The 26,065-nt window shown below is 71.5% G+C and carries 24 protein-coding genes; 9 read left to right on the top strand and 15 right to left on the bottom strand.

Translation table 11 applies throughout. From position 1 onward, the window contains the following. Positions 1-30: 30 nt before the first annotated feature. Complete coding sequence (locus OHA25_RS43760) at positions 31-1,785, top strand: methylmalonyl-CoA mutase subunit beta (protein ID WP_327582797.1); 1,755 nt, start codon at positions 31-33, stop codon at positions 1,783-1,785. Further along, positions 1,782-3,935 carry a methylmalonyl-CoA mutase gene (scpA, locus tag OHA25_RS43755; RefSeq protein WP_327582796.1) on the top strand — a complete coding sequence of 718 codons (2,154 nt, stop codon included), beginning with the start codon at positions 1,782-1,784 and terminating at the stop codon, positions 3,933-3,935. Before OHA25_RS43760 ends, scpA begins: the two co-directional genes overlap by 4 nt. Here scpA and OHA25_RS43750 read toward each other — a convergent pair. Continuing rightward, positions 3,913-5,721: a serine/threonine protein kinase gene (locus tag OHA25_RS43750; RefSeq protein ID WP_327582795.1), complete on the bottom strand. Its 1,809-nt coding sequence runs from the start codon at positions 5,719-5,721 to the stop codon at positions 3,913-3,915. The genes scpA and OHA25_RS43750 overlap by 23 nt on opposite strands. A 110-nt stretch (positions 5,722-5,831) precedes the next feature. Between OHA25_RS43750 and meaB the strand changes: the two genes are divergently transcribed. Next, the gene (meaB, locus tag OHA25_RS43745) at positions 5,832-6,791 is read left to right on the top strand and encodes a methylmalonyl Co-A mutase-associated GTPase MeaB (RefSeq protein WP_327582794.1); all 960 of its coding nucleotides are present in this window, start codon (positions 5,832-5,834) and stop codon (positions 6,789-6,791) included. 34 nt (positions 6,792-6,825) lie between these two features. After that, positions 6,826-7,767 (top strand): acyltransferase domain-containing protein, encoded by a 942-nt coding sequence (locus OHA25_RS43740; protein ID WP_305918047.1) that lies wholly within the window; start codon positions 6,826-6,828, stop codon positions 7,765-7,767. A gap of 17 nt (positions 7,768-7,784) precedes the next feature. Here the strand turns inward: OHA25_RS43740 and OHA25_RS43735 are convergent, their stop codons facing one another. The 3 genes from OHA25_RS43735 to OHA25_RS43725 are packed head-to-tail and all read right to left on the bottom strand — an operon-like array spanning position 7,785 to position 10,209. Continuing rightward, entirely contained in the window at positions 7,785-8,174 is a 390-nt protein-coding gene (locus tag OHA25_RS43735) for an acyl-CoA thioesterase (protein ID WP_327582793.1), read from the bottom strand. A gap of 53 nt (positions 8,175-8,227) precedes the next feature. Beyond that, a complete protein-coding gene (locus OHA25_RS43730; RefSeq protein WP_327582792.1) occupies positions 8,228-9,985 on the bottom strand; it encodes an AMP-dependent synthetase/ligase in 1,758 nt (585 codons plus the stop codon). Between the two features lie 50 nt (positions 9,986-10,035). After that, on the bottom strand, positions 10,036-10,209 hold the full coding sequence (locus OHA25_RS43725; protein WP_327582791.1) for a hypothetical protein: 174 nt from the start codon (positions 10,207-10,209) through the stop codon (positions 10,036-10,038). A 26-nt stretch (positions 10,210-10,235) separates the two neighbouring features. Here OHA25_RS43725 and OHA25_RS43720 point away from each other — a divergent pair, with 26 nt between their 5' ends. The 3 genes from OHA25_RS43720 (at position 10,236) to OHA25_RS43710 (ending at position 13,626) form a co-directional block, all read left to right on the top strand. Then, on the top strand, positions 10,236-10,757 hold the full coding sequence (locus OHA25_RS43720) for a CGNR zinc finger domain-containing protein (RefSeq protein WP_327582790.1): 522 nt from the start codon (positions 10,236-10,238) through the stop codon (positions 10,755-10,757). 243 nt (positions 10,758-11,000) lie between these two features. Next, positions 11,001-12,602, top strand: a complete 1,602-nt coding sequence (locus tag OHA25_RS43715) for an ABC-F family ATP-binding cassette domain-containing protein (protein ID WP_327582789.1) — start codon at positions 11,001-11,003, stop codon at positions 12,600-12,602. A 37-nt stretch (positions 12,603-12,639) separates the two neighbouring features. Then, positions 12,640-13,626: a hypothetical protein gene (locus OHA25_RS43710; RefSeq protein WP_327582788.1), complete on the top strand. Its 987-nt coding sequence runs from the start codon at positions 12,640-12,642 to the stop codon at positions 13,624-13,626. A 62-nt stretch (positions 13,627-13,688) separates the two neighbouring features. On the opposite strand, the gene OHA25_RS43705 is transcribed toward OHA25_RS43710, so the two are convergent. Together OHA25_RS43705 and OHA25_RS43700 are read right to left on the bottom strand one after the other, a co-directional pair. Further along, positions 13,689-13,946 carry a TFIIB-type zinc ribbon-containing protein gene (locus tag OHA25_RS43705; RefSeq protein ID WP_305918041.1) on the bottom strand — a complete coding sequence of 86 codons (258 nt, stop codon included), beginning with the start codon at positions 13,944-13,946 and terminating at the stop codon, positions 13,689-13,691. A 57-nt stretch (positions 13,947-14,003) separates the two neighbouring features. Continuing rightward, positions 14,004-14,858 (bottom strand): phosphotransferase, encoded by an 855-nt coding sequence (locus OHA25_RS43700; RefSeq protein ID WP_327582787.1) that lies wholly within the window; start codon positions 14,856-14,858, stop codon positions 14,004-14,006. An 18-nt stretch (positions 14,859-14,876) separates the two neighbouring features. Here OHA25_RS43700 and OHA25_RS43695 point away from each other — a divergent pair, with 18 nt between their 5' ends. After that, the gene (locus OHA25_RS43695) at positions 14,877-15,761 is read left to right on the top strand and encodes a TIGR03619 family F420-dependent LLM class oxidoreductase (RefSeq protein WP_327582786.1); all 885 of its coding nucleotides are present in this window, start codon (positions 14,877-14,879) and stop codon (positions 15,759-15,761) included. Here the strand turns inward: OHA25_RS43695 and OHA25_RS43690 are convergent. The 3 genes from OHA25_RS43690 to murQ form a co-directional block, all read right to left on the bottom strand. Then, the gene (locus OHA25_RS43690) at positions 15,758-16,138 is read right to left on the bottom strand and encodes a VOC family protein (protein WP_327582785.1); all 381 of its coding nucleotides are present in this window, start codon (positions 16,136-16,138) and stop codon (positions 15,758-15,760) included. The genes OHA25_RS43695 and OHA25_RS43690 overlap by 4 nt on opposite strands. A gap of 10 nt (positions 16,139-16,148) precedes the next feature. Further along, on the bottom strand, positions 16,149-17,213 hold the full coding sequence (locus tag OHA25_RS43685; RefSeq protein WP_327582784.1) for a serine hydrolase domain-containing protein: 1,065 nt from the start codon (positions 17,211-17,213) through the stop codon (positions 16,149-16,151). 163 nt (positions 17,214-17,376) lie between these two features. After that, the gene (murQ, locus tag OHA25_RS43680; RefSeq protein WP_327582783.1) at positions 17,377-18,276 is read right to left on the bottom strand and encodes an N-acetylmuramic acid 6-phosphate etherase; all 900 of its coding nucleotides are present in this window, start codon (positions 18,274-18,276) and stop codon (positions 17,377-17,379) included. Positions 18,277-18,334: 58 nt separating this feature from the next. On the opposite strand from murQ, the gene OHA25_RS43675 reads away from it, so the two are divergent. Then, entirely contained in the window at positions 18,335-19,438 is a 1,104-nt protein-coding gene (locus tag OHA25_RS43675) for an exo-beta-N-acetylmuramidase NamZ family protein (RefSeq protein WP_327582782.1), read from the top strand. A gap of 2 nt (positions 19,439-19,440) precedes the next feature. On the opposite strand, the gene OHA25_RS43670 is transcribed toward OHA25_RS43675, so the two are convergent. From OHA25_RS43670 to OHA25_RS43645, 6 genes are read right to left on the bottom strand one after another with little or no spacing between them, the layout of a single operon-like run. After that, positions 19,441-20,283: a GNAT family N-acetyltransferase gene (locus tag OHA25_RS43670; RefSeq protein ID WP_327582781.1), complete on the bottom strand. Its 843-nt coding sequence runs from the start codon at positions 20,281-20,283 to the stop codon at positions 19,441-19,443. Further along, positions 20,283-21,293: an ABC transporter ATP-binding protein gene (locus OHA25_RS43665; RefSeq protein ID WP_327582780.1), complete on the bottom strand. Its 1,011-nt coding sequence runs from the start codon at positions 21,291-21,293 to the stop codon at positions 20,283-20,285. Before OHA25_RS43665 ends, OHA25_RS43670 begins: the two co-directional genes overlap by 1 nt. After that, entirely contained in the window at positions 21,290-22,276 is a 987-nt protein-coding gene (locus OHA25_RS43660) for an ABC transporter ATP-binding protein (protein WP_305918029.1), read from the bottom strand. The genes OHA25_RS43665 and OHA25_RS43660 overlap by 4 nt, the downstream gene beginning before the upstream one ends. A 3-nt stretch (positions 22,277-22,279) precedes the next feature. Further along, positions 22,280-23,179 carry an ABC transporter permease gene (locus OHA25_RS43655; protein ID WP_327582779.1) on the bottom strand — a complete coding sequence of 300 codons (900 nt, stop codon included), beginning with the start codon at positions 23,177-23,179 and terminating at the stop codon, positions 22,280-22,282. Next, a complete protein-coding gene (locus OHA25_RS43650; protein WP_327582778.1) occupies positions 23,176-24,186 on the bottom strand; it encodes an ABC transporter permease in 1,011 nt (336 codons plus the stop codon). The genes OHA25_RS43655 and OHA25_RS43650 overlap by 4 nt, the downstream gene beginning before the upstream one ends. 3 nt (positions 24,187-24,189) lie before the next feature. Continuing rightward, a complete protein-coding gene (locus OHA25_RS43645) occupies positions 24,190-26,007 on the bottom strand; it encodes an ABC transporter substrate-binding protein (protein ID WP_327582777.1) in 1,818 nt (605 codons plus the stop codon). Positions 26,008-26,065: the final 58 nt, after the last annotated feature.

Genomic DNA, 26,065 nt, shown 5'->3' with positions numbered 1-26,065 from the left:
TCACCCGGCGTTGCGCCTACTATCCGAATCATGGAGCTGGCAGCGGGATTCGAGCCCACGACCCGGGACGGCTGGCGGGCGCTCGCGATGCAGGTGCTGCGCAAGTCCGGGATCGAGGCGGGTTCGCCGGAGGAGGCCCTGTCGCACGCCACGTATGACGGGCTGACGGTGGCGCCTCTCTATGACATGGACGACCTGCCCGAGGATCCTGGGCTGCCCGGGGCGGCACCCTACGTGCGCGGGTCGCGGGCCGTCTCCGGCTGGGACGTGCGGCAGCGGCACGCCGTGCCCGACGCCGAGGCGGTGCTGGCCGACCTGGACAACGGCGTCACCTCGTTGTGGCTGGTCGTCGGGGACGGCGCGATCCCGGTCGGCGCGCTGGAGACGCTGCTCGCCGAGGTCGCCCTCGACCTGGCGCCTGTCGTGCTGGAGGCCGGCGTGCTGGCGCGCGAGGCCGCCGAGGCCCTGTTGCGGCTGGCCGCCGCGCGCGGCACCGCGCTCAGCGGCAACCTGGGGGCCTCGGGCGCCGTGGGGGCGGAGCTGGCGCTGCGGTGTGCCGCCGAGCTCCCTGGCTCGGCCGGGCTGCGGGCCGTCACCGTGGACGCCACGCCCTACCACGACGCGGGCGCAGGCGACGCCGAGGAGCTCGGCTGCTCGATCGCGCGGGGCGTCGCGGAGCTGCGGGCGCTCAGCGGGGCCGGGCTCTCTGTTGAGCAAGCGCTAGGCCAGATCGAGTTCCGGTACGCCGCCACCGCCGACCAGTTCGCCACCGTCGCCAAACTGCGGGCCGCCCGCCGGTTGTGGGCCAGGGTCGCCGAGGCGTGCGGCGCCACCGAGCACGGGGGGCAGCGGCAGCACGCGGTGACCAGCTCGGCCATGATGACCGCCCGCGACCCGTGGGTGAACATGCTGCGCACCACCATCGCCTGCTTCGCCGCCGGCGTGGGCGGCGCGGAGGCGGTGACCGTGCAGCCGTTCGACGCCGCGCTCGGGCTGCCGGACGCGTTCTCGCGCCGCATCGCCCGCAACACGCAGTCGCTGCTGCTGGAGGAGTCGGGGGTCGGGCGGGTGATCGACCCGGCCGGGGGCTCCTGGTACGTGGAACGCCGCACGGCCGACCTGGCCGAGCGGGCGTGGGCGTGGTTCCAGGAGATCGAGGCCGCCGGCGGCCTGGACGCGGCCGCGGGACTGGTGTCCGAGCGCATCGCCGCCACGCGCGCCCACCGCGCCGCCGACATCGCCCGCCGCCGCTTCCCGATCACCGGAGTCAGCGAGTTCCCCAACCCGGGCGAGAAACCCCTCCGCCGCACCCCGGCCCCCCCAGCGGGAAGGCAGGCGGCGGGCGAGGCCGGGTTGCCGAAGGTGCGTTACGCCGAGGAGTTCGAGGCGTTGCGGGACCTCGCCGACGCACAGCCGGAGCGGCCCAAGGTGTTCCTGGCCACCATCGGCCCCGTCGCCGCCCACACCGCGCGGGCCGCGTTCGCCGCGAACCTGTTCCAGTCGGGCGGCCTGGACACCGAGACCGCGGGGCCCGGCGCCGACCCCGAGCAGATCGCCACCGCCTTCGCCGTCTCCGGCACGACCGTCGCCTGCCTGTGCTCCAGCGACAAGCTCTACGCCCAGCACGCCGCCGCCGTCGCCGTCGCGCTGCGCAAGGCCGGGGCGAGAAAGGTGTGGCTGGCGGGGAAGGGGCACTACGACGGCGTGGACGCCAACCTCTACGCGGGCTGCGATGCGCTGCACGTTCTCCGCACGACCTTCGACGACCTGGAGGTGACCCGATGATCCCGGACTTCTCCGGCATCCCGCTCCACCCCCTGCCCGAGCAGGGGACAGGGGAGCCGAAGCCCGAGGGCGAGGTCTGGGAGACGCCCGAAGGCATCGCCGTCAAGCCGCTCTACACCGCCCGGGACCTCGAGGGACTGGACTTCCTGCGGACCTATCCGGGCGCGCCGCCTTACCTGCGCGGCCCCTACCCCACCATGTACGTCAACCAGCCGTGGACCATCCGCCAGTACGCCGGCTTCTCCACGGCCGAGGACTCCAACGCCTTCTACCGCCGCAACCTCGCCGCCGGCCAGAAGGGCCTGTCGGTGGCCTTCGACCTCGCCACCCACCGCGGCTACGACTCCGACCACCCGCGCGTGGCCGGCGACGTGGGCATGGCCGGGGTGGCGATCGACTCGATCTACGACATGCGGCAGTTGTTCGACGGGATCCCCCTGGACCGGATGTCGGTGTCGATGACCATGAACGGCGCCGTGCTGCCGGTGCTGGCGCTGTACATCGTGGCCGCCGAGGAGCAGGGTGTCGCGCCGGAGCAGCTCGCGGGGACCATTCAGAACGACATCCTCAAAGAGTTCATGGTCCGCAACACCTACATCTACCCGCCGGCGCCGTCGATGCGGATCATCTCCGACATCTTCGCCTACACCAGCGAGAAGATGCCGAAGTTCAACTCGATCAGCATCTCCGGCTACCACATCCAGGAGGCCGGGGCGACGTGCGACCTGGAGCTGGCGTACACGCTGGCCGACGGCGTCGAATACCTGCGGGCCGGGGTCGCGGCCGGGATGGACGTCGACAGGTTCGCGCCGCGACTGTCGTTCTTCTGGTGCATCGGCATGAACTTCTTCATGGAGGTCGCCAAGCTGCGGGCCGCCCGGCTGCTGTGGGCGAAGCTCGTCGCCGGGTTCAACGCGAAGAATCCGAAGTCACTGAGCCTGCGTACGCACTCCCAGACCTCCGGATGGTCGCTGACCGCGCAGGACGTGTTCAACAACGTCGTCCGCACCTGCGTCGAGGCCATGGCCGCCACCCAGGGCCACACCCAGTCGCTGCACACCAACGCCCTCGACGAGGCCCTCGCGCTGCCCACCGACTTCTCCGCCCGCATCGCCCGCAACACCCAGCTCCTCCTCCAGCAGGAATCGGGCACCACCCACGTCATCGACCCCTGGGGCGGGTCCTACTACGTCGAACGCCTCACTCACGACCTGGCCGAACGCGCCTGGGCCCACATTCAGGAGGTGGAGGCCGCCGGCGGCATGGCCAGGGCCATCGAGGCCGGCCTGCCCAAGCTCCGCATCGAGGAGGCGGCGGCCCGCACCCAGGCCCGCATCGACTCCGGGCGGCAGCCGGTGATCGGCGTGAACACATACCGTGCCGAGAGCGACGAGGCCATCGAGGTGCTCAAGGTCGACAACAGCGCGGTCCGCGCCCAGCAGCTGGACAAGCTGGCCAGGCTCCGGGCAGAACGCGACGACGTCGCCGTGCGGCACGCGCTCGACGCGCTCACCAAGGCCGCCGACAACCCGGCGCCGGGACTGGGCAACAACCTGCTCAAGCTGGCCGTGGACGCCGCCCGCGCCAAGGCCACGGTGGGCGAGATCTCCGACGCGCTCGAGCGGGTGTTCGGCCGGCACGCCGAGCAGGTCCGTACCATCACAGGGGTGTATCGCGACGAGTCGGGCTCCGCCGCCAACACCGAACGCGCCCGCCAGGCCTGCGCCGACTTCGAGCGGGCCGAGGGCCGCCGGCCGCGCATCCTGGTGGCGAAGATGGGCCAGGACGGCCACGACCGCGGCCAGAAGGTGATCGCCACCGCCTTCGCCGACCTGGGCTTCGACGTGGACGTCGGCCCGCTGTTCCAGACGCCCGAGGAGGTCGCCAGGCAGGCCGTCGAGGCCGACGTGCACATCGTCGGCGTCTCGTCACTCGCCGCCGGGCACCTCACCCTGGTGCCCGCGCTGCGCCAGGCGCTGGCCGACCTCGACGCGGCCGACATCATGATCGTCGTGGGCGGGGTCATCCCGCCGGACGATCACGACGAGCTGCGGGCCGCGGGCGCCGCCGCGATCTTCCCGCCGGGCACCGTGATCGCCGACGCCGCACTGGATCTGCTCGAGCAACTCAGACGTCGTCACACAGCGTGACCGAGATGGACCGCTGAATGAGGACGGGAGAGGTGATCCGCAGCGTGACGCGGTGCGTGCCGCCGGCCGTGCCCGTGAGGTTGCGCGGGGAGGTGAGGTAGCGCTGGCCGTTCTCGGAGATGACCGCGGAGGAGCGGGCGACCGCGGTGCCGTCGATGAGCCAGGCGTACCTGAACGTCAGCGGGTCGCCCGTCCGCGCCACCAGCGCCTGCAGCGTCACCTGGCCGCCGGCCCAGCAGTCGCCGTCGCGCGTGCCGCCCGCGCGGAGGGAGGCGACCCTGAGCCGGCCCGTCACGGCGGCGGGCGTCGTCTCGGCGCTGGGCGTGCCGGTGGTGCTCGTCACGGTGTCAGCCTTCGACGTGGGGGTCGTGGGGGTGAGCCACACGATGGCGGCGGCCAGCGCCAGGACGGACACACCGGACACCAAGGCGATTATCACGGTCTTCACCCGTCGCCGGCCGGACCGTTTCCGCGCCTTGCCGCCGCCGCCCGGCTGGCCCGCGACCAGGATGTCGACGAGCGTGGAATGCTGCACAAGAGCCCCCGGCTGCGTCTCACCGGCCGCCGGCGGCCCGTCCGCGCCCGCATACCGGGTTTCGGCGGTGTCGCCGTTCTCGGCGTATCCGCCGGCGGTGTGCTGCGCGGCGCCGGGGTGCCCGGCGGTGGTGAGGAGCCCGGCGGCGGCCAGAGGCGGGTCCACGGGGGCCGCCAGCGGGACCCGGCCCCGGTGCGAGGCGGAGGGCTGGCGCCGGTCCGCGCCGTGGTGTGGCGCGGCGGCCGCGTCGTGCTGCGATGCCCGGCCGGAGTGCGCCGAGTCCGCCCGCGACGCGGGAGCGGTGCGCGGCCCGGCGTCATGCGCCGCGCCGTGGTGTGCGGGACGTGCCGGGTGCTGACCGGAAGCGTGCACCGCGCCCGGCCGCGCGGCCGGGGCAGAGCGCTCGGCCGCAGGGGTCGCGTAGTCGTCGTCGGGGGTGCGGGCCGGGTGGCGGCGCGGCCGGTCCGGTCCTTCGCCGCCGATCAGCCGCAGCAGCACGTCACGCATCGCGGGCCGGCCGGCGGGTTCCTTGGTCAGGCAGGCGGCCACGACGTCACGCAACGGCCGCGGCAGGTCGTCGATCCGCGGCTCGTCACGCAGGATCCGGTTGATGACGGCGGGCAGCGAGTCGTCCCCGAACGGCGGCACCCCCGTGGCCGCGAACACGACGACCGACGCCCACGCGAACACGTCCGCCGGCGCCTGCGCCGCCTTCCCCGCCAGCTGCTCCGGCGCCATGTACGCGGGTGTGCCCACGATGTTGCCGGTCGCGCTCATCCTCGGCCCGAACGCCCCGGCGATGCCGAAGTCCACGACCCGCGCCCCGTCGGACCCGATCAGCACGTTCGCCGGCTTGAAGTCCAGGTGCAGCACGCCGGCCTGGTGGATGGCGTCCAGCGCGGTCGCGGTCGCCACGGTGAGCCGCTGCAGCTCCACTCCGCCGAGCGGCCCCGCCTGTTGCAGCGAGCGCCCCTCCACATACTCGGAGACGACGTACGGCCTCCCACCGGCCGACCCGTCCAGCACCCGCGCGAGGCAGAACGGCTCGACCTTGCGCGCGGCCGCGATCGCCGCGGCGAGGCGGTCGCCCCCGGCCAGCCCTTCACGCAGCACCTTGACGGCGACAGGGGTCCCGTTGCGGGCCTGGCCGAGGTAGACGACACCGTGGCCGCCCGCGCCGAGCCGCCCGACCAGCCGGTACGGCCCCACAGCCGCCGGGTCGCCGTCGCGCAGGGGTTCGACGTTGGGCATGAGGGGAGTGACTCCTGTGACGGCTGAGAAGAGAACTCCAGCACCATACTGGCAAATGTCAAGACTTGTCAGAAGTTAGCCTGATCAAACAGAAGAAAGGGGCAAGCCGGGTGCACGCGCTGGAGGACTACGCCGGGGGCGTACGGGCGGGCTCACGTACGTGGATCGCCCGCGCGATCACCCTGGTCGAGTCGACCAGGCCCGACCACATGGTCCTGGCCCAGCGGCTGCTCGTCGAGCTCATGCCGCGCACCGGCCATGCGTGCCGGGTCGGCGTCTCCGGGGTGCCGGGCGTGGGCAAGTCCACGTTCATTGACTCGCTCGGCACGCTCCTGACCGGGCAGGGGCACAAGGTCGCCGTCCTGGCCGTGGATCCGTCCTCCACCAGGACGGGCGGCAGCATCCTGGGCGACAAGACTCGCATGTCCCGCCTGGCGGCCGACCCGGCCGCCTTCATCCGCCCCTCGCCCACCTCGGGAACCCTCGGCGGCGTCACCAAGGCGACGAGGGAGGCGATGGTCGTGGTCGAGGCGGCCGGGTTCGACGTCGTCCTGGTCGAGACCGTCGGCGTCGGGCAGTCGGAGACCGCGGTGGCCGACATGGTGGACACGTTCCTGCTGCTCACCCTGGCCCGCACCGGCGACCAGCTGCAGGGCATCAAGAAGGGCGTGCTGGAGCTGGCCGACGTGATCGCGGTCAACAAGGCCGACGGCGAGCACCAGCTGCCGGCCAGGAAGGCCGCGCGCGAGCTGGCGGGCGCGCTGCGCATGCTCCGCTCGGACTCCACCCCTCCTCCCGTGCTCACCTGCAGCGGCCTCACCGGCGACGGCCTGGAGCGGCTCTGGCGGCAGATCCTGGCCCACCGGGAGTCGCTCGACCTGGCCGCCAAGCGCCGTGCTCAGCAAGTCGGCTGGACGTGGACCCTCGTCCGCGAGCGGCTGCTGTCCGAGCTGCGCAACGACCCCGAGGTGGCGGCGATCAGAGCGGAGATCGAACGCGAGGTCCTGGCGGGCGAGCTGACCCCGTCGCTCGCGGCCGACCGCCTGCTGTCCGTCTTCAAACGTCCCTGATCCGCTCCCGCCGCGCCCGGCTATGCTGACCCCGATGGACGTCAAGGCGCTCCTGCGCGACCACCCGGACTGGCTCGCGCACCTCGAATCCCTGGGCGGCTTCGACGTCGCCTTCCCCGACGATCTGCCGTCGGAGCTGCTCAGGCTCACCGTCCCGCACGAGGACGTCAATGCCGTCCTCGCGGCCCGCCCGGAGCCGGGCACCCCTCAGTGGTGGCTGGCCGAGCGCTGCGCGCACTCGCTGGTGTCCACGATGGGCAGCCTGGACCACGCGCCGCCGTTCCAGCCGCTGCCCGAGCTCGGCCCCTACTTCTACGTCTACGTCTACCTCGCCGCGCTCCCGCACACCAGGCGCTACCACCGCGAGCTGGGCGTGCCGGAAGAGGTGTCCTGGGCGACGTTCGCCGACCTGGGACGCAACATGGCGGTGCACCGCAAGCGGCACGGCACGGGTGGGCTGCACGCGCCCCAGTGGTTCATGCTGCACGCCAGGGGCCTGCTGTTCGAGCTGGGCCGGCTCCAGTTCAACCGGAGCCGGCTGGGCACGAGGACCGGAGCGGCGGTGCGCGCGGCCGGGCTGCCCGCAGGCCCCGGCGACCCGGCGCTGGGCGTGCACATCCCCGACTTCCACGGCCCGTTGACACCCGAGGCGTGCGACGCGTCGTTCGCGCGGGCCAGGAGCTTCTTCCCGCGGCACTTTCCGCAGGAGCGCCAGCACGTCATGGCGTGCGCGTCCTGGCTGCTGGACGACCAGCTCGCCCGCTACCTGCCGGCCGGCTCCAACATCGTGGCCTTCCAGCGGCGCTTCCGCCTCCTGCACCGGCTGGAGGACGCCGAGACGCTGTCGTTCGTGTTCGGCGCCGACGCCGCCGACCCGGCCGCGCTGCCCCGCCGGACGAGCCTGGAGCGGGCGATCGCCGACCACCTGGCGGCCGGCGGCACCTGGCACGGCCGGGTCGGCTGGCTCCCCTTCTGATCCCCTCCGCCGGCCTTCTAGTGCTCGTGCCCGCCCTCATCGAGGAGCATCATCGCGGGCAGCGGGGCCGCCCGGCCGTCGCGGACGCACACGTACGTGATCGTGCCGACGGCCACCAGCTCGTCCTCCGCCCGCCGCATCGTGAACGTCATCGTGATCGACGTCGTCCCGATCCTGGTGGGCGCGCTCTCCACCGCCAGCACGTCGCCGAGGCGGGCGGGGGAGTGGTGCTCGCAGCCGCTCACCTTGACCACCAGGTCGGCGCCCTCCTGCCGGAGCCGGTCGTAGCCGCCCCTGGCGCCGAGCCAGTCGAGGAAGGCGTCTTCGAAGTACTCGTAGTAGCGGGTGGCGTGCATCATGGCCTGGGCATCGCAGTGCCGCGGGCGTACCGGAAGATGAGAGATCACGACGGGAACCCTACGTGCGGGCGGCAGCCGTCCGGCTCCCGCCCGCCCGCGCGCTAGCCCGCGTAGAAGGAGTCCAGCGTCTCACCGTAACGTTCCTCGACGGCCTTGCGCTTGATCTTGAGGCTGGCCGTCAGCTCGCCCGTCTCCACCGCGAAGTCATCGGCGAGGATCGCGAACTTCTTGACCGTCGCGTAGCTGGCCTCGCCCGCGTTGACCTGGTCGATCGCCTTCTGGACCTCCTCACGCACGCGCGGGTGCCCGCTCAGCTCGCGCGGGTCCTCCGGCAGGCCCTCGGCCTGCGCCCACGGCCTGGCCACGTCCATGTCCAGCGTGACCAGCGCCGTGACGAAGTTGCGCCGGTCGCCGTGCACGAACACGTGTGACAAGTACGGGCAGGCCGCCTTGATACGCGCCTCGAGGTATGTCGGCGCGACGTACTTGCCGCCCGAGGTCTTGATCAGTTCCTTCTTGCGGTCGGTGATGCGCAGCCGCCCCGCCTCGTCCACCTCGCCGATGTCGCCCGTGTGCAGCCAGCCGTCCTGCAGCGCCCCGGCCGTCTCCTCCGGCAGGTTGTGGTAGCCGCGCATGATGCCGCGCCCGCGGATGAGGACTTCGCCGTCGCCGGCGGTGCGGACCTCAGTGCCCGGCAGCGGCGGGCCGACCGTGCCGAACTTCATCGAATCCGGCAGGTTGAAGAAGTTGCCCGCCGACGACTCGGTCAGGCCGTAGCCCTCGAGGATCGGCAGGCCGGCCCCGTCGAAGAATTCGGCCATCTCCATGGACAGCGGGGCAGCGCCGGAGACGAAGAAACGGATCCGGCCGCCGAACCGGTCGCGGAGTTTGGCGAAGACCAGGCGGTCGGCCAGGGCGTACTCGAGGCGGGTGGTGAGCGGGATGGCCGCACCCCGCTGGCGGGCCCTGCTGACCCTGATGCCGGTCGCGCGCGCCCAGTTGAAGATCTTCAGCTTCAGGCCGCCCTCGCGCTGGACCGTGGCGGCGACCGTGTTGTGGATCTTCTCGAAGATCCGCGGCGCGGCGCCCATGAACGTCGGCTTGACCACGCCGAGGTTCTCGGCGATCTTGTCGAGGCGGCCGTCGATCGCCGTCGGCACCCCGATGTCGATCATCACGACCTCGAGCAGCTTGCCGAAGGAGTGTGACAGCGGCAGCCACAGGAAGTGCAGGTCGGTGGGGGAGATCAGGTCGAGCCTGCGGACCGCTTCGGCGACGTAGAGCCAGTTGTCGTGGGTCAGCTCCACGCCCTTGGGCCGGCCGGTGGTGCCGGAGGTGTAGATGAGCGTGGCGAGGTCGTCCTCGGCGATGGCGTCGACCATCGCGTCGTAGTCGCCCTCCTCTGCAGGCAGCGCGTCGAGCGTGACCACCCAGCCGTCATCGCTCGGCGAGCCGTCGATGACCACCACGTGGGTGACGCCGGGCAGCTCCTTCTGCACGGACCTGATCTTGGCGACCTGGTCGTCGTTCTCGGCGATGACGATCGTGCTGCCGGAGTCCGTGATGACGAAGGCCGACTCGGCGGCCGTGTTGGACGGGTAGATCGTGGTCGTGGCCGCGCCGGTCGCCAGCACGGCGAGGTCGGTGAGGATCCATTCGAGCCGGGTCGAGCACAGGATGGACACCCGCTTGCCCGGTCCTGCCCCGAGCTTCGCGAGGCCCAGCGCCAGCCCGCGTACGCGTTCGCCCACCTCCCGCCATGAGATCGATTCCCAGTCGCCGCCGGAGGGCACTCGATACGCCTCGGCGTCGGGGGTGGCCGCGATCCGGTCGCGGAGCAGAGCGGGAATGCTCGACATGCCTGGCCTCCTGGAGAGTGTTGACCAGACTTTAGGACGACAGGAGCGGGTCAGTCGATGGTTGCGGCCCGGCGCGTGCGCGGCGGGACCATGGCGACCGTTCCTGACGTGCGCACCTCCCACGCGCCGCAGGTGCAGCGCAGGTAGGAGACCAGGCCCTCGGAGGTGCGGTGTGATGAGACGACGGTCAGGGTGAGCGGGTCGTGCAGGACTCTGGAATGCATGGCTCCCACTCTGATGTAATGGCCTTATGCATTTCAACGCTTACGGCGGTAACGGGGCGGCCCTGGCGGCGGCGCTGGTCAACGCGACCGACTTCAGTCCGCGCGCGGTCGAGGCGATGCTGAGCGAGCACCGGCTCCTGCGTGCCGCCGTCAAGGCCGGGCAGGCCGAGGAACTGCGGGCGTGGGCGCGCCTGCTCGATCCGGTGTTCGGCGAGGCCGACCAGGACGTGCAGATCAAGCTGATCAACGACCTGCTCGACGTCACCGCGTCGAAGCCGTACGTCAGCGCCCACGACGGCCGCGAGCCCCACCTGCACTTCTACTCGCCGGACGCCGACATCGTCTCCAGGGCCAAGGACACGACCGCCGGCGGGCTGGCCATGTGCATGTCGTTCGCCGGCGGCGGCCGCCTGGGGCGGTGCGACCGGGAGGGGTGCGGGATCGTCTACGTCGACACCTCGCGGAACGGGCGGCGCCGGTTCTGCTCGCTGGCCTGCGCGAACAGGGTCAACGTGGCGGCCCACCGGGCGCGCCGGGTTGCCAGCTGATCGGGCCGTCGCCTACGCTGGTTGACGTCTTATCCCCGACCCGTGAGGGCAGTTGATTTGAGGATCTGAGGTCGCGGGCACCGCGCCGTTCCGCCCTGTCGTGGGCATTGCGCGCACACCTGGACCTCTGGCGACCTCTTCGCCCTCTGTCGTGGACGACATGAGTTCCTTGTGCGTTGCGCGCATCTGCGGTGATTCCCGCCAAGTCACGAAATTTCAGGTTTTGTGATGGGAGCCGCCTTTATGTCTTTTTCCATTGTCGTCGACCACGTCTCCTTCGGCTGGCCGGACGGCACCAACGTCCTTGACGGGCTCGACGCCGCCTTCCCGGCCGGCCGTACCGGGCTCATCGGGGTCAACGGGTCGGGCAAGTCCACCCTGTTGAAGATCATCGCTCGGGAGCTGGTCCCGCAGTCCGGGTCGGTCTCCGTGTCCGGCGTGGTGGGATACCTGCCGCAGAACGTGCCGCTCGCGGCCGCCCGTACCGTCTCCGACCTGCTGGAGATCAGCGGCAAGCGGGCCGCGCTGCACGCCATCGAGAGCGGCGACGTCGCCGAGGAGCACTTCACCGCGATCGGGGACGACTGGGACGTCGAGGAACGCGCCAGGGCCGAGCTCGACCGGCTCGGCCTGGACCACATCGGGCTGGACCGCACGGTCGGCACGCTGTCCGGCGGCGAGACCATCATGGTCGCGCTCGCCGCCCAGCTACTGAAACGGCCCGACGTCCTGCTGCTCGACGAGCCCACCAACAACCTCGATCTCGACGCGCGCGAGCGGCTCTACGCCGCCGTGTCGGCCTGGGCGGGCGTGCTGGTGGTGGTCAGCCACGACCGCGCGCTGCTCGGGCTCGTCGACCAGGTCGCCGAGCTGCGCGAGGGCGTCGTACGCATGTACGGCGGCAACCTCGCCGACTACGAGGACCAGGTCGCGGCCGAGCAGGAGGCCGCCCTGCGCACCGTGCGCACCGCCGAAGGGGAGGTGCGACGGCAGCAGCGCGAGCTGGTCGAGGCCAGGATCAGGATCGACAGGAACATCCGGGCCGGCAAGAAAGCGGCCGCCAACAACAAGGCGCCGAAGATCGTCGCGAACGGGCTCAAGCGCAAGGCCCAGGTGACCGCGGGCAAGCAGCGCACGCTGCACCTGGAGAAACTGGAGGAGGCCCGTGACCGGCTGAGCGAGGCCGAGCAGTCGGTGCGCGACGACGCGGAGATCCGCATCCAGCTGCCGGGCACCGAGGTGCCGGCCGGCCGCACGGTCCTCACCCTGCCCGTCGGCGATCCCGGGAACGCCCGGGCAGAGGAGGAGGAGACGCGGGTGACGGTGCTGGAGACGCTGGTCATCCGCGGGCCGGAGCGGATCGCGCTGCTCGGGCCGAACGGCTCCGGCAAGACCACGCTGCTCAAGCGGATCGTCGAGCACGGCGCCCACGTGCCGGTCCGCTACCTGCCACAGCGGCTCGACCTGCTGGACGACGCGCTGAGCGTGATGGACAACGTGCGCGCCGTGGCGCCGTCCGCCTCGGTCAACGAGGTGCGCGCCCGCCTGGCACGGTTCCTGTTCAGGGGCGAGCGGGTCAACCAGGCCGTCGGCACGCTCTCGGGCGGCGAACGGTTCCGCGCCACGCTCGCCGCGCTGCTGTCGGCCGAGCCGCCCCCGCAGCTGCTCCTGCTGGACGAGCCGACCAACAACCTGGACATGCCGAGCATCCGCCAGCTGGCGCAGGCGCTGTCGGCCTACCGGGGCGCGCTCATCGTGGCCAGCCACGATCTGCCGTTCCTGGAGACGATCGGCATCACCCGCCGGCTGCGGCAGGACCGGGAGGACGGCCTGACGGAATCGTGATTGACGGGCAGGGAGCAACCGGGCGATAGTGTGGCAGGTGGCTGCACCCCGGTTGATCTCGTGCGTTCTCGCTTTAGCGACACTCACGCTCAGCGCGTGTTCCCCCTCCGTACCGACGCCTGAGGGCGGCGAGCCGAGGGTCAGCGGCGTCGCCGGCGGCACGGGCGGCGCCGGGTCCGACGGCGGCAGCACACCGAGCAGCAGCCCGAGCCCGGCGGCGCTCACGCCCGAGGCGTACAAGGCCGAGCTCGACAGCAGGCACAAATCCCTGTCCGGCGCGATCAGCGCCCTGGCGGGCGCGCGCGGCGTCAAGGCGCTGGACCAGCGGGTGACCAAGGCCGAGGAGGCGCTGAGCGGGGCCGCCGCCGCGCTGGGCGCCCTCAACCCGCCCGACACCGTACGCGCCCAGCACGACGCGTACGTGGCGAGCCTGCGGGACTTCGCCACCGAGCTGGGATCCACGGAGGGCAAGGTCGGCGCCAGGGACCTGTGCACGTCATCGGCCGTGCTCATCGACCTCGACGACAAGCTGGCCGCCCTCGACGAGGCGGGTGAGGCTCTGCAGAGCGCCGGCGACTACCCGGCGGACATCGTGAGCGTGAAGGCCGGGCGCAAGCAGACCAGGCGGCTGAGCAACGGCTCGTTCGTCCGCAAGGGCAGCACGCTCAACGGCCGCAGCTCACTGGAGATCGACAACGGCGCCCCGCGCGACGCTGTGGTCACCGTCATGCGGGGCGGCAGCAAGGCGTTCAGCGTGTACGTGCGCAAGAAGGCGAAGTTCAAGGTCCGGGGCGTGCGGGACGGCAGCTACAAGATCTTCTTCACGCATGGCGTGGACTGGGACGGCAAGAGCAAGGCGTTCACCCGGGAGTGCAGCTTCGAGCGGTTCCAGAAGGCGGTGACGTTCAAGACCACCTTCACCGCCACGCAGATCCGCTGGCACGACTGGCGGGTCACGCTGCACGCCATCTCGGGCGGCAACGCCCGCACGGCGCCCGTGGACCCGGGCGACTTCCCCAGCTGAGACTCGGCAGGCGTCAGGGCCGCGTACCCGCCCGGTGCGCGGCCCTCGCCTCGCCGATGAGATCAGGTCGAGAACAGCATGCCCACCCAGCTGCGCTGCCGGTGGTGGCCGTAGTGGTGACCGCCGCCGTGCGGCGCGCCCCAGGCCGGCCCGGGGGCGGCGGGCGGCGGGGGAGCCGCGTGGTACTGCGTCTCCATCCTGGTCAGCGTCTCCAGCTCGCCGTAGTCGAGGAAGATCCCCCGGCAGTTGTCGCACTGCTCGATGTGGACGCCGTTGCGCTCATAGGTCCGCATGTTCCCGCGGCACTTAGGGCACTGCATCTAAGTCGCTCTCCTTGGTTGGGGCTTGCAGGATGAAACCTACCGCGCGCAACCCCGTCACGCTCGGACGATTCTGTTGCACGACTCGACTAACGAGTGTTCGACCTCGTCGAGTTCCCGCCCGTCGCGCTCGGCGTTGACCACGGCCACCGCGGCCAGCTGCACGGTGAGCGCCCTGGCCGGCACGTCGAGCCGCCGCCACGGGTCGTCCCCCCGGCCGAGCGCCGGCCCGCCGGACGCCAGGTACGCGCCGAGGAACCGTTCCCACACCGCCGGATCCAGCAGCCCCGCGGCGTACCAGGCGGCCGGCCTGGCCAGGTCCCACGCCGGGTCGCCGACGCCCAGGTCGTCCACGTCGATGAGCAGCCAGCGGTCGCGGCAGACGAGCTGCCCCAGGTGCCAGTCGCCGTGCGTCAGCAGCCCGGGGGCGGGCGCGGACTCCGGCAGCTCCTTGAACGCCCGCCTGATGAGCTGCTCGACGGGCCCGTCACCGGTCATGCGCCCCACCGCGCGGGCGGCCCGCGCGGGCCCCCCGGCGGCGGGCAGCGCCGGTAGCAGCGTGAGGGGGATGGCGTGCAGGGCGGCCAGCAGTCTGGCCCCTTCCTCCCAGGGCGCCGCATCGGGGTCGTCCTGCGCGACGGGGCTCCCGGCGGGCCAGACCGTCACCGCGCGCCCGCCGGCCGCCAACACCTCGGGATGCAGCGGGGCCAGCATGACGCCGCTGACCGCGGCCGAGGCGGCGGCCCGCAGCCGGACGCGCAGGGCGTCGGCGTCGTCGCGGGCGGAATGGGCCTTGACCACGACCTCGCCTCTGCGGAGCACGACGACGTCCGTGCGCGTCGGGTGTAGCACGGGCGCTCCCGCGCCGCCGTACGTGGCGGCTATGCCCGCCAGCTCCTCCTCCAGACCCACTCGTACAGACTAGGGTGCATGAGAATCGGTTTCGCCGTACCGCAGTCAGGGCCCTGGGCCACACCCGAGAACATGCGCCGCATCGCCGTGCGGGCCGAGGAGCTCGGCTATCACGATCTGTGGACGTTCCAGCGGCTGCTGTACCCGGTCGGGCATCCGATGGGCCCGACCTACCGCAGCGTGCACGACCCGATCGCCACCCTGGCCCACCTGTCGGGCGTGACCGGCCGCATCGGGCTGGCCGTGGCGGTGATCAACGCGTACGTGCCGCCGGTGCTGCTGGCCAAGCAGCTGGCCACGCTGCAGACGCTGTCCGGGGGCCGGCTCACGGCGGGGATCGGCCTCGGCTGGCTGCCGGAGGAGTTCGAGGCGTCGGGTGTGGGCATCGAGCGGCGGGGGCGCAGGGGCGAGGAGTTCGTCGAGGTGCTGCGCAAGGCGTGGACGGATGACGTGGTCGACCATGAGGGCGAGTTCTACCGGGTGCCGCCGGCCCACATCGACCCCAAGCCCGTGCCGGGGCCGCCGCCGATCCTGCTCGGCGGCACCGCCGAGGTCGCGCTGCGGCGCGCCGCGCGGCTGGCCGACGGGTGGGTGAGCTCCAGCAGGGAGGACCTGTCGGCCATCGCCGGGCGGGTGGAACTGATCACGTCGGCGCTGGCGGAGTCCGGGCGGGACGCGGCCGCGTTCAGGTTCGTGTGCCGCGGCGTCACCCAGGTCAGGGACGACGCTGGACGCCCGCTGACGGGCCCGTACGACAAGATCAGGCGGGACCTGGACGAGCTGGCCGCCGCCGGCGTGACGGACGTCTTCCACGACCTCAACTTCGACCACGAGATCGTCACCGCCGACCCGAAGGAGGCCATGCGCCGGGCCGAGGAGGCGCTGGAGGCGCTGGCGCCCTAGCCGCCGCCGTACGGGACCGTGATGATCTCCAGGTTGTGGCCGTTGGGGTCGGACCAGTAGAGCCCGCGGCCTCCGTCGTTGGTGTTGATCCGCTCCGGCTCCTGGTGGAACGGGTCCGCCCAGTACGTGAGGCCGCGCTCCTTGATCCGGCCCTGGATCTGATCGAATTCCTCCTCGCTGACGAGGAACGCGTAGTGCTGCTGGGGCACCTGCCCGTCGACCTGGACCACGTCGAGCGAGACGTCGTTGCCCAGCGTGACCACGCGGAACGGGCCGTAAACCGGCGCCGGGTCGAGGCCGAGCACGTCGACGAAGAAGGCGGCGGTCTCGTCCCTGTCCTTCGCCGGCACGATGGTGTGATTGAGATGGACAGCCATACTTCGAAGGCTATGCCAAGCGCTGCGCCTCGCCCGCGACGGCGTGGCGCAGCTCGCGGATGCCGTCGCGGCCCCGCACCGGGTGGACGGCGTTGGTCAGCAGCACCACGGTGAGCCGGCGGGCCGGGTCGATGAGGAGCGAGGTGCCGGTGAAGCCTGAATGGCCGAATGCGCCGTCGCCCGGCGTGCCCACGAGGGCCGGGTCGCCGATCCGCACGCCCAGCCCGTGGCGGAAGGCGGCGCCCTCGGCGCCCTGATCGCGCACCATCTCGGCCACGCTCTCCGGCCGCAGCACGGGCCCGCCGCCGAGCCGCAGCGCCTCGCCGAAGGCCAGCAGGTCGTCCGCCGTGGCGAACAGCCCGGCGTGGCCGGCCACGCCGCCCAGCGCGTACGCCGTCTCGTCGTGCACCTCGCCGCGCACACAGCCGGGTCCCGGGCGCTCGGGCTTCCACTCGGTGGCGGCGACGCGCGGCAGCGCGCCCGGCCGGTAGCCCGTGTCGGCCAGGCCGAGCACATCGGTGATGCGGGAGCGCACGAGCAGGTCGAGGGGCGCGCCGCCGGTCAGCTCGGCCAGCCGGCCGGCCATGATCATGCCGACGTCGCTGTAGAGGTAGGGCCCGCCGACCGGATGGGTGATCGGCGTCTCGAGCATCGCGGCCAGGCGCTCGGCCGGGTCCGCGGTGGGCAGCTCCAGGTCGATGCGGCGGGTCGGGGTCAGGCCCGCCGTGTGGGTGAGCAGCCGGCGGAGCGTGATGCGCCGGTCCAGGCCGGGGATCCAGGCGGCGGCCGGTTCGTCCAGGGCGATGCGGCCCTCCTCGGCCAGGGAGAGCAGCACGACCGTGGTGAAGAGCTTGCTGATCGAGGCCAGGTCGAAGATCGAGTCGCGGCGCGCGGGCGGCCGGTCGGCGGCGAGGGTTCCCTCGGCGTCGGCGTAGCGTACGAGCTCGCCGGTCGCGGCCGCGGCGGCCACGTCGCCGTCCACGGCGATCAGCGCGACCGCCGCCGAGCAGACCCGCGGAACCGCGCCCTCCAGGATCGCCCGCAGCCCCGTCATGCGGCCCGCCCGATCGGACATCCCCGTTCCCCTAAGCTCCTCGATCGGACATCCCCGTCCCCCCAGGCTCCTCGATAGGACATCCCCGTCCCCCCAGGCCCCTCGATAGGACATCCCCGTCCCCCTAAGCCCCGAGCCCCGTATCCGTCGCCCCGAACCCGTCCTCTCCCTCAGGAGAGGCGGTTCAGCCGCTCAGCGCGTCGCTGAGGCGCTCTCCGTGCGAAGCCAGCAGCGCGCGGGCCGCCTCCGCGTCGAGCCCGTGCTGGATCATCAGCACCGCGATCTTCGTCTGACCGCCCGCCGCGTCCAGTGCCGCGCCCGCCGTCTCCTCGTCCGCGCCGGTGATGTCGGTGACCATGCGCAGCGCCCGGCCGGCGAGCTTGTTGTTCATCGCCGACATCTCGATCATCTGGTTGCCGTAGGTGCGGCCGAGCTTGACCATGCAGATCGTGGAGATCATGTTCAGCACGAGCTTCTGAGCCGTGCCCGCCTTCAGCCGCGTCGAGCCGGTCACCACCTCAGGCCCCACGACCACCTCGATCGCGTGCTCTGCGGCGGCCGACAGCGGCGCGCCCAGGTTGCACGACAGGCCCACGGTGAGCGCGCCGCGGCGGGCTGCCTCCGCCAGCGCGCCCAGCACGAAAGGGGCCCGCCCGCTGGCGGACACGCCCACCACCGAGTCCAGCGGGCCTGCCTCCAGGTCCTGCAGGGCGGCGGCGCCTGCCTCGGCGTCGTCCTCCGCACCCTCGACGGACCGGGTGAGCGCGTCGGGTCCGCCCGCGATGATGCCCTGCACCAGCGAGGGGTCGGTGCCGAACGTGGGCGGGCACTCGCTGGCGTCGAGCACGGCGAGCCGTCCCGACGTGCCCGCGCCGACGTACAGCAGCCGGCCGCCCTCGGCCATCCTGGCGGAGATCGCGTCGATGGCGTCCGAGATGGCCGGGATGGCCACCGCGACGGCCGCGGGCACGGCCGCGTCGGCCTGGTTCATCAGTTGGGCGATCTGCTCCGTCGGCAGCCGGTCGATCTGGCTGTAGCGAGGATCGCTCTGCTCGGTGGACAGCTCGCGTAGCGGATCAATCATGACGCTAATTTCCACCCTAATCTTCCTTCTTGTAAATATATTTCAGCACAATGGCCTGATGGCACATGTGCGTACCGGAGCTGAACGGCTGTCGGCGGATCCCGCGCTCGCGGGAGGCTCCCGCCTCGGCCTGGTCACGAATCCCACCGGAGTCCTGCCCGACCTGACCCCCACGCCGGACGCGTTGCTGGCCGCGGGGGTACGGCTGACCGCCCTGTTCGGCCCCGAGCACGGCCTGCGCGGCACCGCCCAGGCGGACGGGAGCGAGGCCGACACCGTGGACGACCGGACCGGCCTGCCGGTGTACGACACCCACAAGCTGCCGGGTGAGGCACTGGACCGGGTGGTGGCCGCCACCGGCGTGGACACGCTGGTGTTCGACATCGCCGACGTGGGCGTCCGGTTCTACACCTACGTCTGGACGATGTACGACCTGATGGCCTCGGCCGCCCGGCTGGGGCTGCGGTTCGTGGTGCTGGACCGGCCCAACCCGCTCGGCGGGACCGTGACCGAGGGGCCGTTGCTGGATCCGGCGTTCGCCAGCTCCGTGGGCAGGTTCCCGCTGCCGATCAGGCACGGCAGGACGACCGGCGAGCTGGCGCTGCTGTTCGGGTTCGACCTGGACCTGACCGTGGTGGAGATGGCGGGCTGGCGGCGCGACATGACGTACGCCGAGACCGGGCTGCCCTGGGTGATGCCGTCGGTGAACATGCCCACCCCGGACACCGCGCTCGTCTACCCCGGGACTGGCTTGTTCGAAGGGACGAACTTCTCCGAGGGGCGCGGCACGACCAGGCCGTTCGAGCTGGTCGGAGCCCCCTACGCGGACGCGCGCCTCGCCTGCGAGCTCAATGCGCTCGGCCTGCCCGGCGTGCGGTTCAGGGACGTCTGGTTCACGCCGACGTTCCACAAGCACGCCGGGATCCCCGTACGCGGGGTGCAGCTGCACGTGCACGACCGGGAGACGTTCCGGCCGGTGCTGACCGGCCTGTCGATGCTGCACGTGGCCCGCACGCTCTACCCGGACGACTTCCGCCTGCTGGAGTTCCTCGACCACCTGTGGGGCTCCGGCACGCTCGCCGGCCGCCTGGAGTCCGGTGCGGACCCCCGCGATCTGTGCCCGCCACCGGGTCGCCCGGCGGGACGGCTGCTCTACGCGTGACATCACACCAGGTCGCGCTGGTAGAGCCAGAAAACGCGCTCGGCCCGCGCGCCCACGGCCCGCGAGTAGAACCGCAGCGGCCCCACCCATCCGATCTGCGCGCTGGCCTGGCCCGCGGCTCGCTGCTCGGCCAGGCATCTGCGCAGCAGCACCCGGCCGAGACCGAGCCCGCGGGCGGCCGGCGCGGTCCCCATGGGCCCGAACCAGGCCGGCCGGGCGCCCCAGGCGGCGAAGGCGAGGATCGTGCCGTCACGCTCGGCGTAGTGCAGCCCGCTCGCGTTGGCGGCCTCCCACGCCCACTGCTCGTTCCAGTGCTCGGCGACGAACGCGGCGACGCGCTCGCGGTCCGCGCCGGCCGCGCGCACGGCCACTCCGGCCTGGTCCAGGCGCAGGAGGTCCTCCTCGACGGACAGGTCGCCGGTCAGGTCGGCCGTCATGTTCCAGGCCACGTGGTAGCGCTCGTAGCCGAGGCTCTCGGCCAGGCAGGCGGCGGCGGTGTAGCGCACGTCGATGCCAGGCCAGGCGTAGCACGGCGGGTTGCCGGCCCAGCGGGCCTGCCGCGCGCCCTGGTCGCGCAGCCATTCCTCGGCCGCCAGCACCAGCGCCCGGCCGCGCCCCTGCCCTTGGGCCGACGGGTGCACGGCCAGCAGGTCGACGTGGCCGACGCCGGGTTCCTTGGTCGACAGGGAGGCCATCACCACGCCGCCGTCCACGGTCAGCGCCGTCCACCGCCGGTCGGCCGGCGGCCGCGACAGCCGCTCCACGAGGGCCGCGCCTTCTCCGGCGTCCAGCGTCAGCGCGGCCTGGGCGATCGTCGCCGCCTCGGCGAGCTCTGCAGCCGTCATCACACCTCGCTCATCGGGCGGGCGATCACGCTGCGGCGCTCGGGGTAGAAGCACGCGTGCTCCTGCGGCACCCCTTCTGTCAGCTGCAGCAGCGGCCGTTCGCTCGTGCACCGCTCGCCGCGGAACGGGCAGCGGCGGGCGAACAGGCAGCCCGTGTCGGCCTGGCTGTCGTCCAGCGTCTCCAGCGGCATCACCGGCTGCTCGCCCGGCTGCTCCAGGCCGTGCAGCACGGGGATGGCCGACAGCAGCGCCTGCGTGTACGGGTGCACGGGGTCGGCGATGACCGTGTCCACCGCGCCGCGCTCCACCACCTGCCCACGGTAGATGACGTACAGCTCGCCGTCGTCGCCGATGTAGCGGGCGGTGGCCACGTCGTGGGTGATGAACAGCACGCTCACGCCGAGCCGCTCGCGCAGGTCCTTCAGCAGTGCCAGGATGCCCAGCCGCAGCGAGACGTCGATCATCGAGACGGCCTCGTCCGCGACCAGCATCTCCGGGTCCACGGTCAGCGCCCGCGCGATGACGACGCGCTGCCGCATGCCGCCGGACAGCTGGTGCGGGTAGCGCGACAACACCGTGCCGGGGTCGAGGCCCACCAGCGACAGCACCTCGGCCGCCCGCTCCTCGATCCACGCCGAGGACCGCCCCGTCTGCTTGGCTCGCAGGCTCAGCGGCGCGTACAGGGTCTGGTGGATCGTCCTGGTCGGGTTCAGGGCCGAGTACGGGTCCTGGTGGATCAACTGGATCTTGCGGAAGTGCGGCTGCCGGTGCTTGGGTTTCAACGGCGACATGGCGACGTCGTCGATGAGCAGCTCGCCCGCGTCGTACGTCTCCAGCCCCGCGATGATCCGCCCGAGCGTGGTCTTGCCACAGCCGGACTCGCCGATGAACGACGCCGCGCCGCCCTTCGGGATCGCGAAGTCCACGCCGCGCAGCGCCTGGACCTCACGGGCGCCGAGCACCTTGCCCCGCTGCTTGAACGTCTTGACGATGCCGGTTCCGGTGATCACGCATGCTCCTTCACGTTCACGGCATGGCAGGCCACGACGCGCGGCCCCTCGGACAGCGCCTCGGGATCCACGGTGTCGCAGACGTCCATGCGCAGCGGGCAGCGCTCTCTGAACACGCAGCCCTCCTTCGGCACGGTCACCAGCGTCGGCGGCCGTCCCGGCAGCGCCTGCGCCTCGGCGATGTCGCCGACGAGCCGCGGAATGGCCTTGATCAGACCCCTGGTGTACGGGTGCCGCGGCGCGCCCAGCACCTGCCTGGTGGGGCCCTGCTCGACCAGGCGGCCGCCGTACATGACGGCCAGCCGGTCGGCGACCTCGGCCACCACGCCGATGTCGTGCGTGATCACCAGGGTCGTGAGGCCGCGCTCGGCGTGCACTTCGCGCACGATCTTCAGGATATTGGCCTGCGTGATCATGTCGAGCGCGGTCGTCGGCTCGTCCAGCACCACCAGGTGGGCGTTGAGCACCAAGGCCAGCATGATGCCGACCCGCTGCCGCATACCGCCGGACAGCTCGTGCTGGTGCGAGTCCAGCACCCTGGCCCCGTCCAGTCCCATGCGGCCGAGCAACTCCTTGGCCTCGCGCACCAGGCCGCGCAGGTCGTCCACGCCGTGCGAGCGGCCCAGGTCGAGCAGCTGCTTGCCGACCGTCTTGAGCGGGTTGAGAGAGTTCTGCGCCGCCTGGAAGACGTACCCGACGTGCTTGCCGCGGGCCTTGCGCAGGTCCTCGCCGCGCAGCGCGACCACGTCGCCGAGCCCGTCGATGTCGACGCTGCCCGCGGCGATCCTGCCCGGCGGCTGGACCGCGTTGAGCAGCGACAACGCCAACGTGGACTTACCGGAGCCGGACTCGCCGACGATGCCGGTGATGGTGCCGGGCTCCAGCGTCAGGCTGATGTCCCGGACGGCGGGCAGCTCGCCCGCGGGGGTCTTGTAGACGACCGTGAGGCCGTCGATGCGCACTCCCGGCGCTTGGTTCGGCACGTATTACTCCTCACGCAGCCGGGGGTTGAAGATCTCGTCCATGGCGTCGACCACGAGCACGATGGCCAGGGTCAGCAGCAGGATCGCCAGCAGCGGCCCGAGCAGGAAGCCGAGCGCGCTCGGCACGGTCAGCGCTCCGGAGCGGAACACGGCCGTGTTGAGCATCTGGCCCCAGTTGTTCGACTCGTACGGCAGGACACCCAGGAAGAACAGGCCGACCTGCGCGTACACGCCGCCGGTGATCGCGATCAGCATGTTCATCGCGATGTACGGCGCCATGCTCGGCAGCAGCTCCTTGCCCACGATGTGCGTAGTGGAGAGCCCGAGCCCGCGCGCCGCCTCGATGAACCCGCGCTCGCGCAGCGAGAGCGTCTGCGACCGCACCGCCCGCGCCACGCCGCCCCAGCTGAGCAGCCCCAGCACCAGGCCCATCTGCACGGCGCTGCTGAACTTCCACACGGTGGACAGGACCAGCAGCAGCGGCAGACCGGGAATGGTCAGCTTCATGTCGGTCAGCCGCATGAGGATCGTGTCCCAGCGGCCCCGCTTGAAGCCGGCGAACAGCCCGAGCCCGGCGCCCACGACCACCGTGATGACGGCGGTGACGAGCGCCGCGAGCAGCACATAGCGTGACCCGGTCACGACCAGCGCGATGACGTCCCTGCCCTGGTCATCGGTGCCGAGCCAGTGCTCCCAGCTCGGCGGCCTGGTGATCTGGTCAGCGTCGCCGGGCAGCGGGTTCGGGTAGAACATCGGCCCGAACACGCCCATGAACGCGAACCCGATCATGAGCGCCGCGCCCACCAGGCGGCTGGGCTTGCGCTTCATGACCCGCCAGACGCCCCGCCAGAAGTTGCGGCGCATCGCGGCGCTGGTGGATGAGCTCTCCAGGAGAACGCTCATGCGGACACCTCCTCACCGCTGCGGACCCGCGGGTCGATCACGCTGTAGAACAGGTCGGCGAGGATGTTCGCCACGATGATCGCGACTGTGATCAGCAGGAACGCCCCGCCCATCAGCGCGTAGTCGCGCATCGTGATGCTGTCGAGCAGCAGCTTCCCGAGCCCTGGGTAGTTGAAGATGCGCTCGATGAACACCGCGCCGCCCAGCAGCAGACCCAGCGACAGCGCCAGGATCGTGAACAGCGGCAGGATCGCGTTGCGCGCGATGTACCTGAAGATGATCGAGCGCTTCATCCCGCGCAGCTCGGCGGCCAGGATGAAGTCGTCGCCGAGCACCGTGACGACACTGGACTTCATCGCCAGGATCCAGCCGCCGTACGCCGACAGCGCGTACGTCGCCACCGGCAGCACCGCGTGCTGGACCAGCGAGCCGATGTAGCCGGCGTTGAACCCGGGCTCATACAGGATGTCCACGGGCCCGTCGCTCGGCAGGATCGGGATGAGCGTGGCGAAGATCGTGGTGAGCAGCAGCCCCAGCACGTACTGGGGCACGCCGTGCAGCAGCGACCCGGAGATCGCCAGCGCGTCGCCGAGCTTGCCGCTGCGCTTGATGGCCGCGTAGACGCCCATGATGATGCCGACGAGGAAGCTCAGCAGCGTCCCGGCCAGCACCGGTAGAACGGTCCACTTGGCCGCCTCGGCCAGCACGTCCGTGACCGGTGCGCCGGCGTGGGTGATGGACTGGCCGAGGTCGAAGGTGAACAGCCCGGAGACGTAGTCCCCGTACTGCTCCCAGAGGGAGCCCTTCGGCTGGAACCCGTACAGCACACGCGTGGCCTGCTCGGCCGCCTCGGGCGACATGCCCTGCTCGATCAGTTTCTGCGTGTGCGCGGCGACGGGATCGCCGGGGATGCTCCTGACGATGAAGAAACTGATCGTGGCGACGACCAGGATCATGACGACTCCGCGGGCCAGATGGCCCGCGAGCCTGCGTGCGATGACAACCATGTATTACTGCTTCTTCTTGACCATGCCGAGCTGCATCCACACCCCCGCGGGGAGGCGCAGCACATCGGCGTCTTGCTCGGGCCAGCCACCGAACCGGGTGGTGTTGGTGAACTGGGTGTTGACGTAGTCCCACAGCTGGATCGCGGGGAGATCCTGGTTGGCGGTCTTGGCCAGTTGGGCCATGATCGGCTTGGCCTCCTCGGCGGAGACCGCGTTCAGCTTGGCGGTCAGCTCACCGGGGTTGACCTTGCCGATGCCTTCGACGTCGATCTCCTCAGCGCTGCCCATCCAGTTGCCGCCCTTGCCCGGCGCGCTGTGCGCGACCTTGCCGGCGACGTTGGTCCAGCCGTTGGAGGCGCCGTAGAGGCGCTGGAAGATGTCGTACGGCGCGGGGCCGAGCGCCATCAGCCAGAAGCCGACGTCGTACTTGCCGGCCGAGAGCTCCTCCAAGTAGACCGGGTAGTCCGCGACGGTCACGACCTCGGCGTCCACGCCGTTCGCGACCAGCTGGCTCTTGATGTTCTCCTGCGCGGAGATCCAGTCGGAGAACGGCGCGGGCGCGGTCATGGTGACCTTCCACGGCTTGCCGTCGGCCAGCGTCCACTTGCCGTCCTTCTTCTGCAGGCCGGCCTCCTTGAACTCGGCCTCCGCCTTGGCGACGTCGTGCTTGTACGGCTCCAGGGCGGCCAGCTCCGAGCCGATCCACTCCTGGGCCGGCTTCTGGTGGATGCCGGAGGTCGTCACGGCCGGGGTGCCGCCCTCGGGCGAGGCCACCTTGGTCACCTGGTCGCGGTCGATCAGGTAGGCCAGGCCGCGGCGCACGTGCACGTTGTCGTACGGCTTCTTCGCCTGGTTGAACGCCATGCCGACGGCCACCGGCGAGAAGCCCCTGATGACGTTGGAGCCCGGCGCCTGCTTGATCCGGTTCATCACATCGGTAGGCATGGCGGTGAAGCCGGCCTGGTCAAGCTTACCGGCGCTCAGGTAGTTCCAGATCTGCTCGTTGCCGCTGTAGTTGAGGAACTTCACCTGGTCGGGAACGATGTTCGCGGCGTTGTAGAAGTTCTTGTTCTTCAGCAGCAGCGCCTCGCCGGGGTTGACGCGCTCCAGCACGAACGGGCCGCCGGAGACGTCCTTCGGCGGGGCGAAGGCGAGGACCTTCTGGCCGATGGCGAGGATCTCCTCGCGCGCCTTGTCGGCCTCGGCGCCGGTGCCCTTGGAGGCCTTGAGCTTGTCCCAGAAGTCGGCGGGCAGCACGCTGCTCCACACATGCGCGGGGACGACGAAGCTGTCCATGACACCCCGGGCGAACTTCGCGCTGGGGTTGCTCATGTCCTGGGTGATCTTGACGGTCTTGTCGTCGACGACCTGGATGTCGGCCGCCGCGCCGGCGGCGCCCGGCGTGACCGCGAACGCGGTGCTGCCGGTCGTGTAGGCGATGCCCAGGGACAGCTTGACGTCCTCGGCGGTCACCGGCTTGCCGTCGGACCACTTGCCGTTCGGCTGCAGGTGGAGGGTGATCGAGGAGTTGTCGGGAGCGATGTCCCACTTCGCCGCGATGCCCGGGTAGAACTGGTTGGGGTCGGTAAGATGGTTCCTGACCCAGCCGAGCTTCATCGCGTTGTAGCCCAGGAAAGAGTTGCCCTTAGGGGCCCAGGGGTTCGCGGGGCCGCTGGCGTCGAGGCCGGGCTTGAGCACGTCGACCGTGGTGAACAGGCCGCCACCGCCGCCCGAGCCGCCGGACTTGGTGGGGCCGCCGCTGCACGCCGCTGTCGCGGCGGCCAGGCCCAGCACCGCCACTACCGCTGCAAGTCGCTTCATTTGCCGCTCCGGGGGATGTCTCTAGGGATTGACCGGACACTATGATCGCGCCACATCC

This window comes from Nonomuraea sp. NBC_00507 (assembly GCF_036013525.1).
Lineage (GTDB): Bacteria > Actinomycetota > Actinomycetes > Streptosporangiales > Streptosporangiaceae > Nonomuraea.
The sequence above is the reverse complement of the archived record's forward strand: the minus strand, read 5'-3'. Positions and strand labels throughout refer to the sequence as shown.

Coding starts and splice junctions, on each gene's coding strand:
- OHA25_RS43760 (WP_327582797.1), top strand. CDS start 31: ATGGAGCTGGCAGCGGGATTCGAGCCCACGACCCGGGACGGCTGGCGG.
- scpA (WP_327582796.1), top strand. CDS start 1,782: ATGATCCCGGACTTCTCCGGCATCCCGCTCCACCCCCTGCCCGAGCAG.
- OHA25_RS43750 (WP_327582795.1), bottom strand. CDS start 5,721: ATGCCCAACGTCGAACCCCTGCGCGACGGCGACCCGGCGGCTGTGGGG.
- OHA25_RS43740 (WP_305918047.1), top strand. CDS start 6,826: ATGGACGTCAAGGCGCTCCTGCGCGACCACCCGGACTGGCTCGCGCAC.
- OHA25_RS43730 (WP_327582792.1), bottom strand. CDS start 9,985: ATGTCGAGCATTCCCGCTCTGCTCCGCGACCGGATCGCGGCCACCCCC.
- OHA25_RS43725 (WP_327582791.1), bottom strand. CDS start 10,209: ATGCATTCCAGAGTCCTGCACGACCCGCTCACCCTGACCGTCGTCTCA.
- OHA25_RS43720 (WP_327582790.1), top strand. CDS start 10,236: ATGCATTTCAACGCTTACGGCGGTAACGGGGCGGCCCTGGCGGCGGCG.
- OHA25_RS43715 (WP_327582789.1), top strand. CDS start 11,001: ATGTCTTTTTCCATTGTCGTCGACCACGTCTCCTTCGGCTGGCCGGAC.
- OHA25_RS43705 (WP_305918041.1), bottom strand. CDS start 13,946: ATGCAGTGCCCTAAGTGCCGCGGGAACATGCGGACCTATGAGCGCAAC.
- OHA25_RS43695 (WP_327582786.1), top strand. CDS start 14,877: ATGAGAATCGGTTTCGCCGTACCGCAGTCAGGGCCCTGGGCCACACCC.
- OHA25_RS43690 (WP_327582785.1), bottom strand. CDS start 16,138: ATGGCTGTCCATCTCAATCACACCATCGTGCCGGCGAAGGACAGGGAC.
- OHA25_RS43685 (WP_327582784.1), bottom strand. CDS start 17,213: ATGTCCGATCGGGCGGGCCGCATGACGGGGCTGCGGGCGATCCTGGAG.
- murQ (WP_327582783.1), bottom strand. CDS start 18,276: ATGATTGATCCGCTACGCGAGCTGTCCACCGAGCAGAGCGATCCTCGC.
- OHA25_RS43675 (WP_327582782.1), top strand. CDS start 18,335: ATGGCACATGTGCGTACCGGAGCTGAACGGCTGTCGGCGGATCCCGCG.
- OHA25_RS43670 (WP_327582781.1), bottom strand. CDS start 20,283: ATGACGGCTGCAGAGCTCGCCGAGGCGGCGACGATCGCCCAGGCCGCG.
- OHA25_RS43655 (WP_327582779.1), bottom strand. CDS start 23,179: ATGAGCGTTCTCCTGGAGAGCTCATCCACCAGCGCCGCGATGCGCCGC.
- OHA25_RS43650 (WP_327582778.1), bottom strand. CDS start 24,186: ATGGTTGTCATCGCACGCAGGCTCGCGGGCCATCTGGCCCGCGGAGTC.
- OHA25_RS43645 (WP_327582777.1), bottom strand. CDS start 26,007: ATGAAGCGACTTGCAGCGGTAGTGGCGGTGCTGGGCCTGGCCGCCGCG.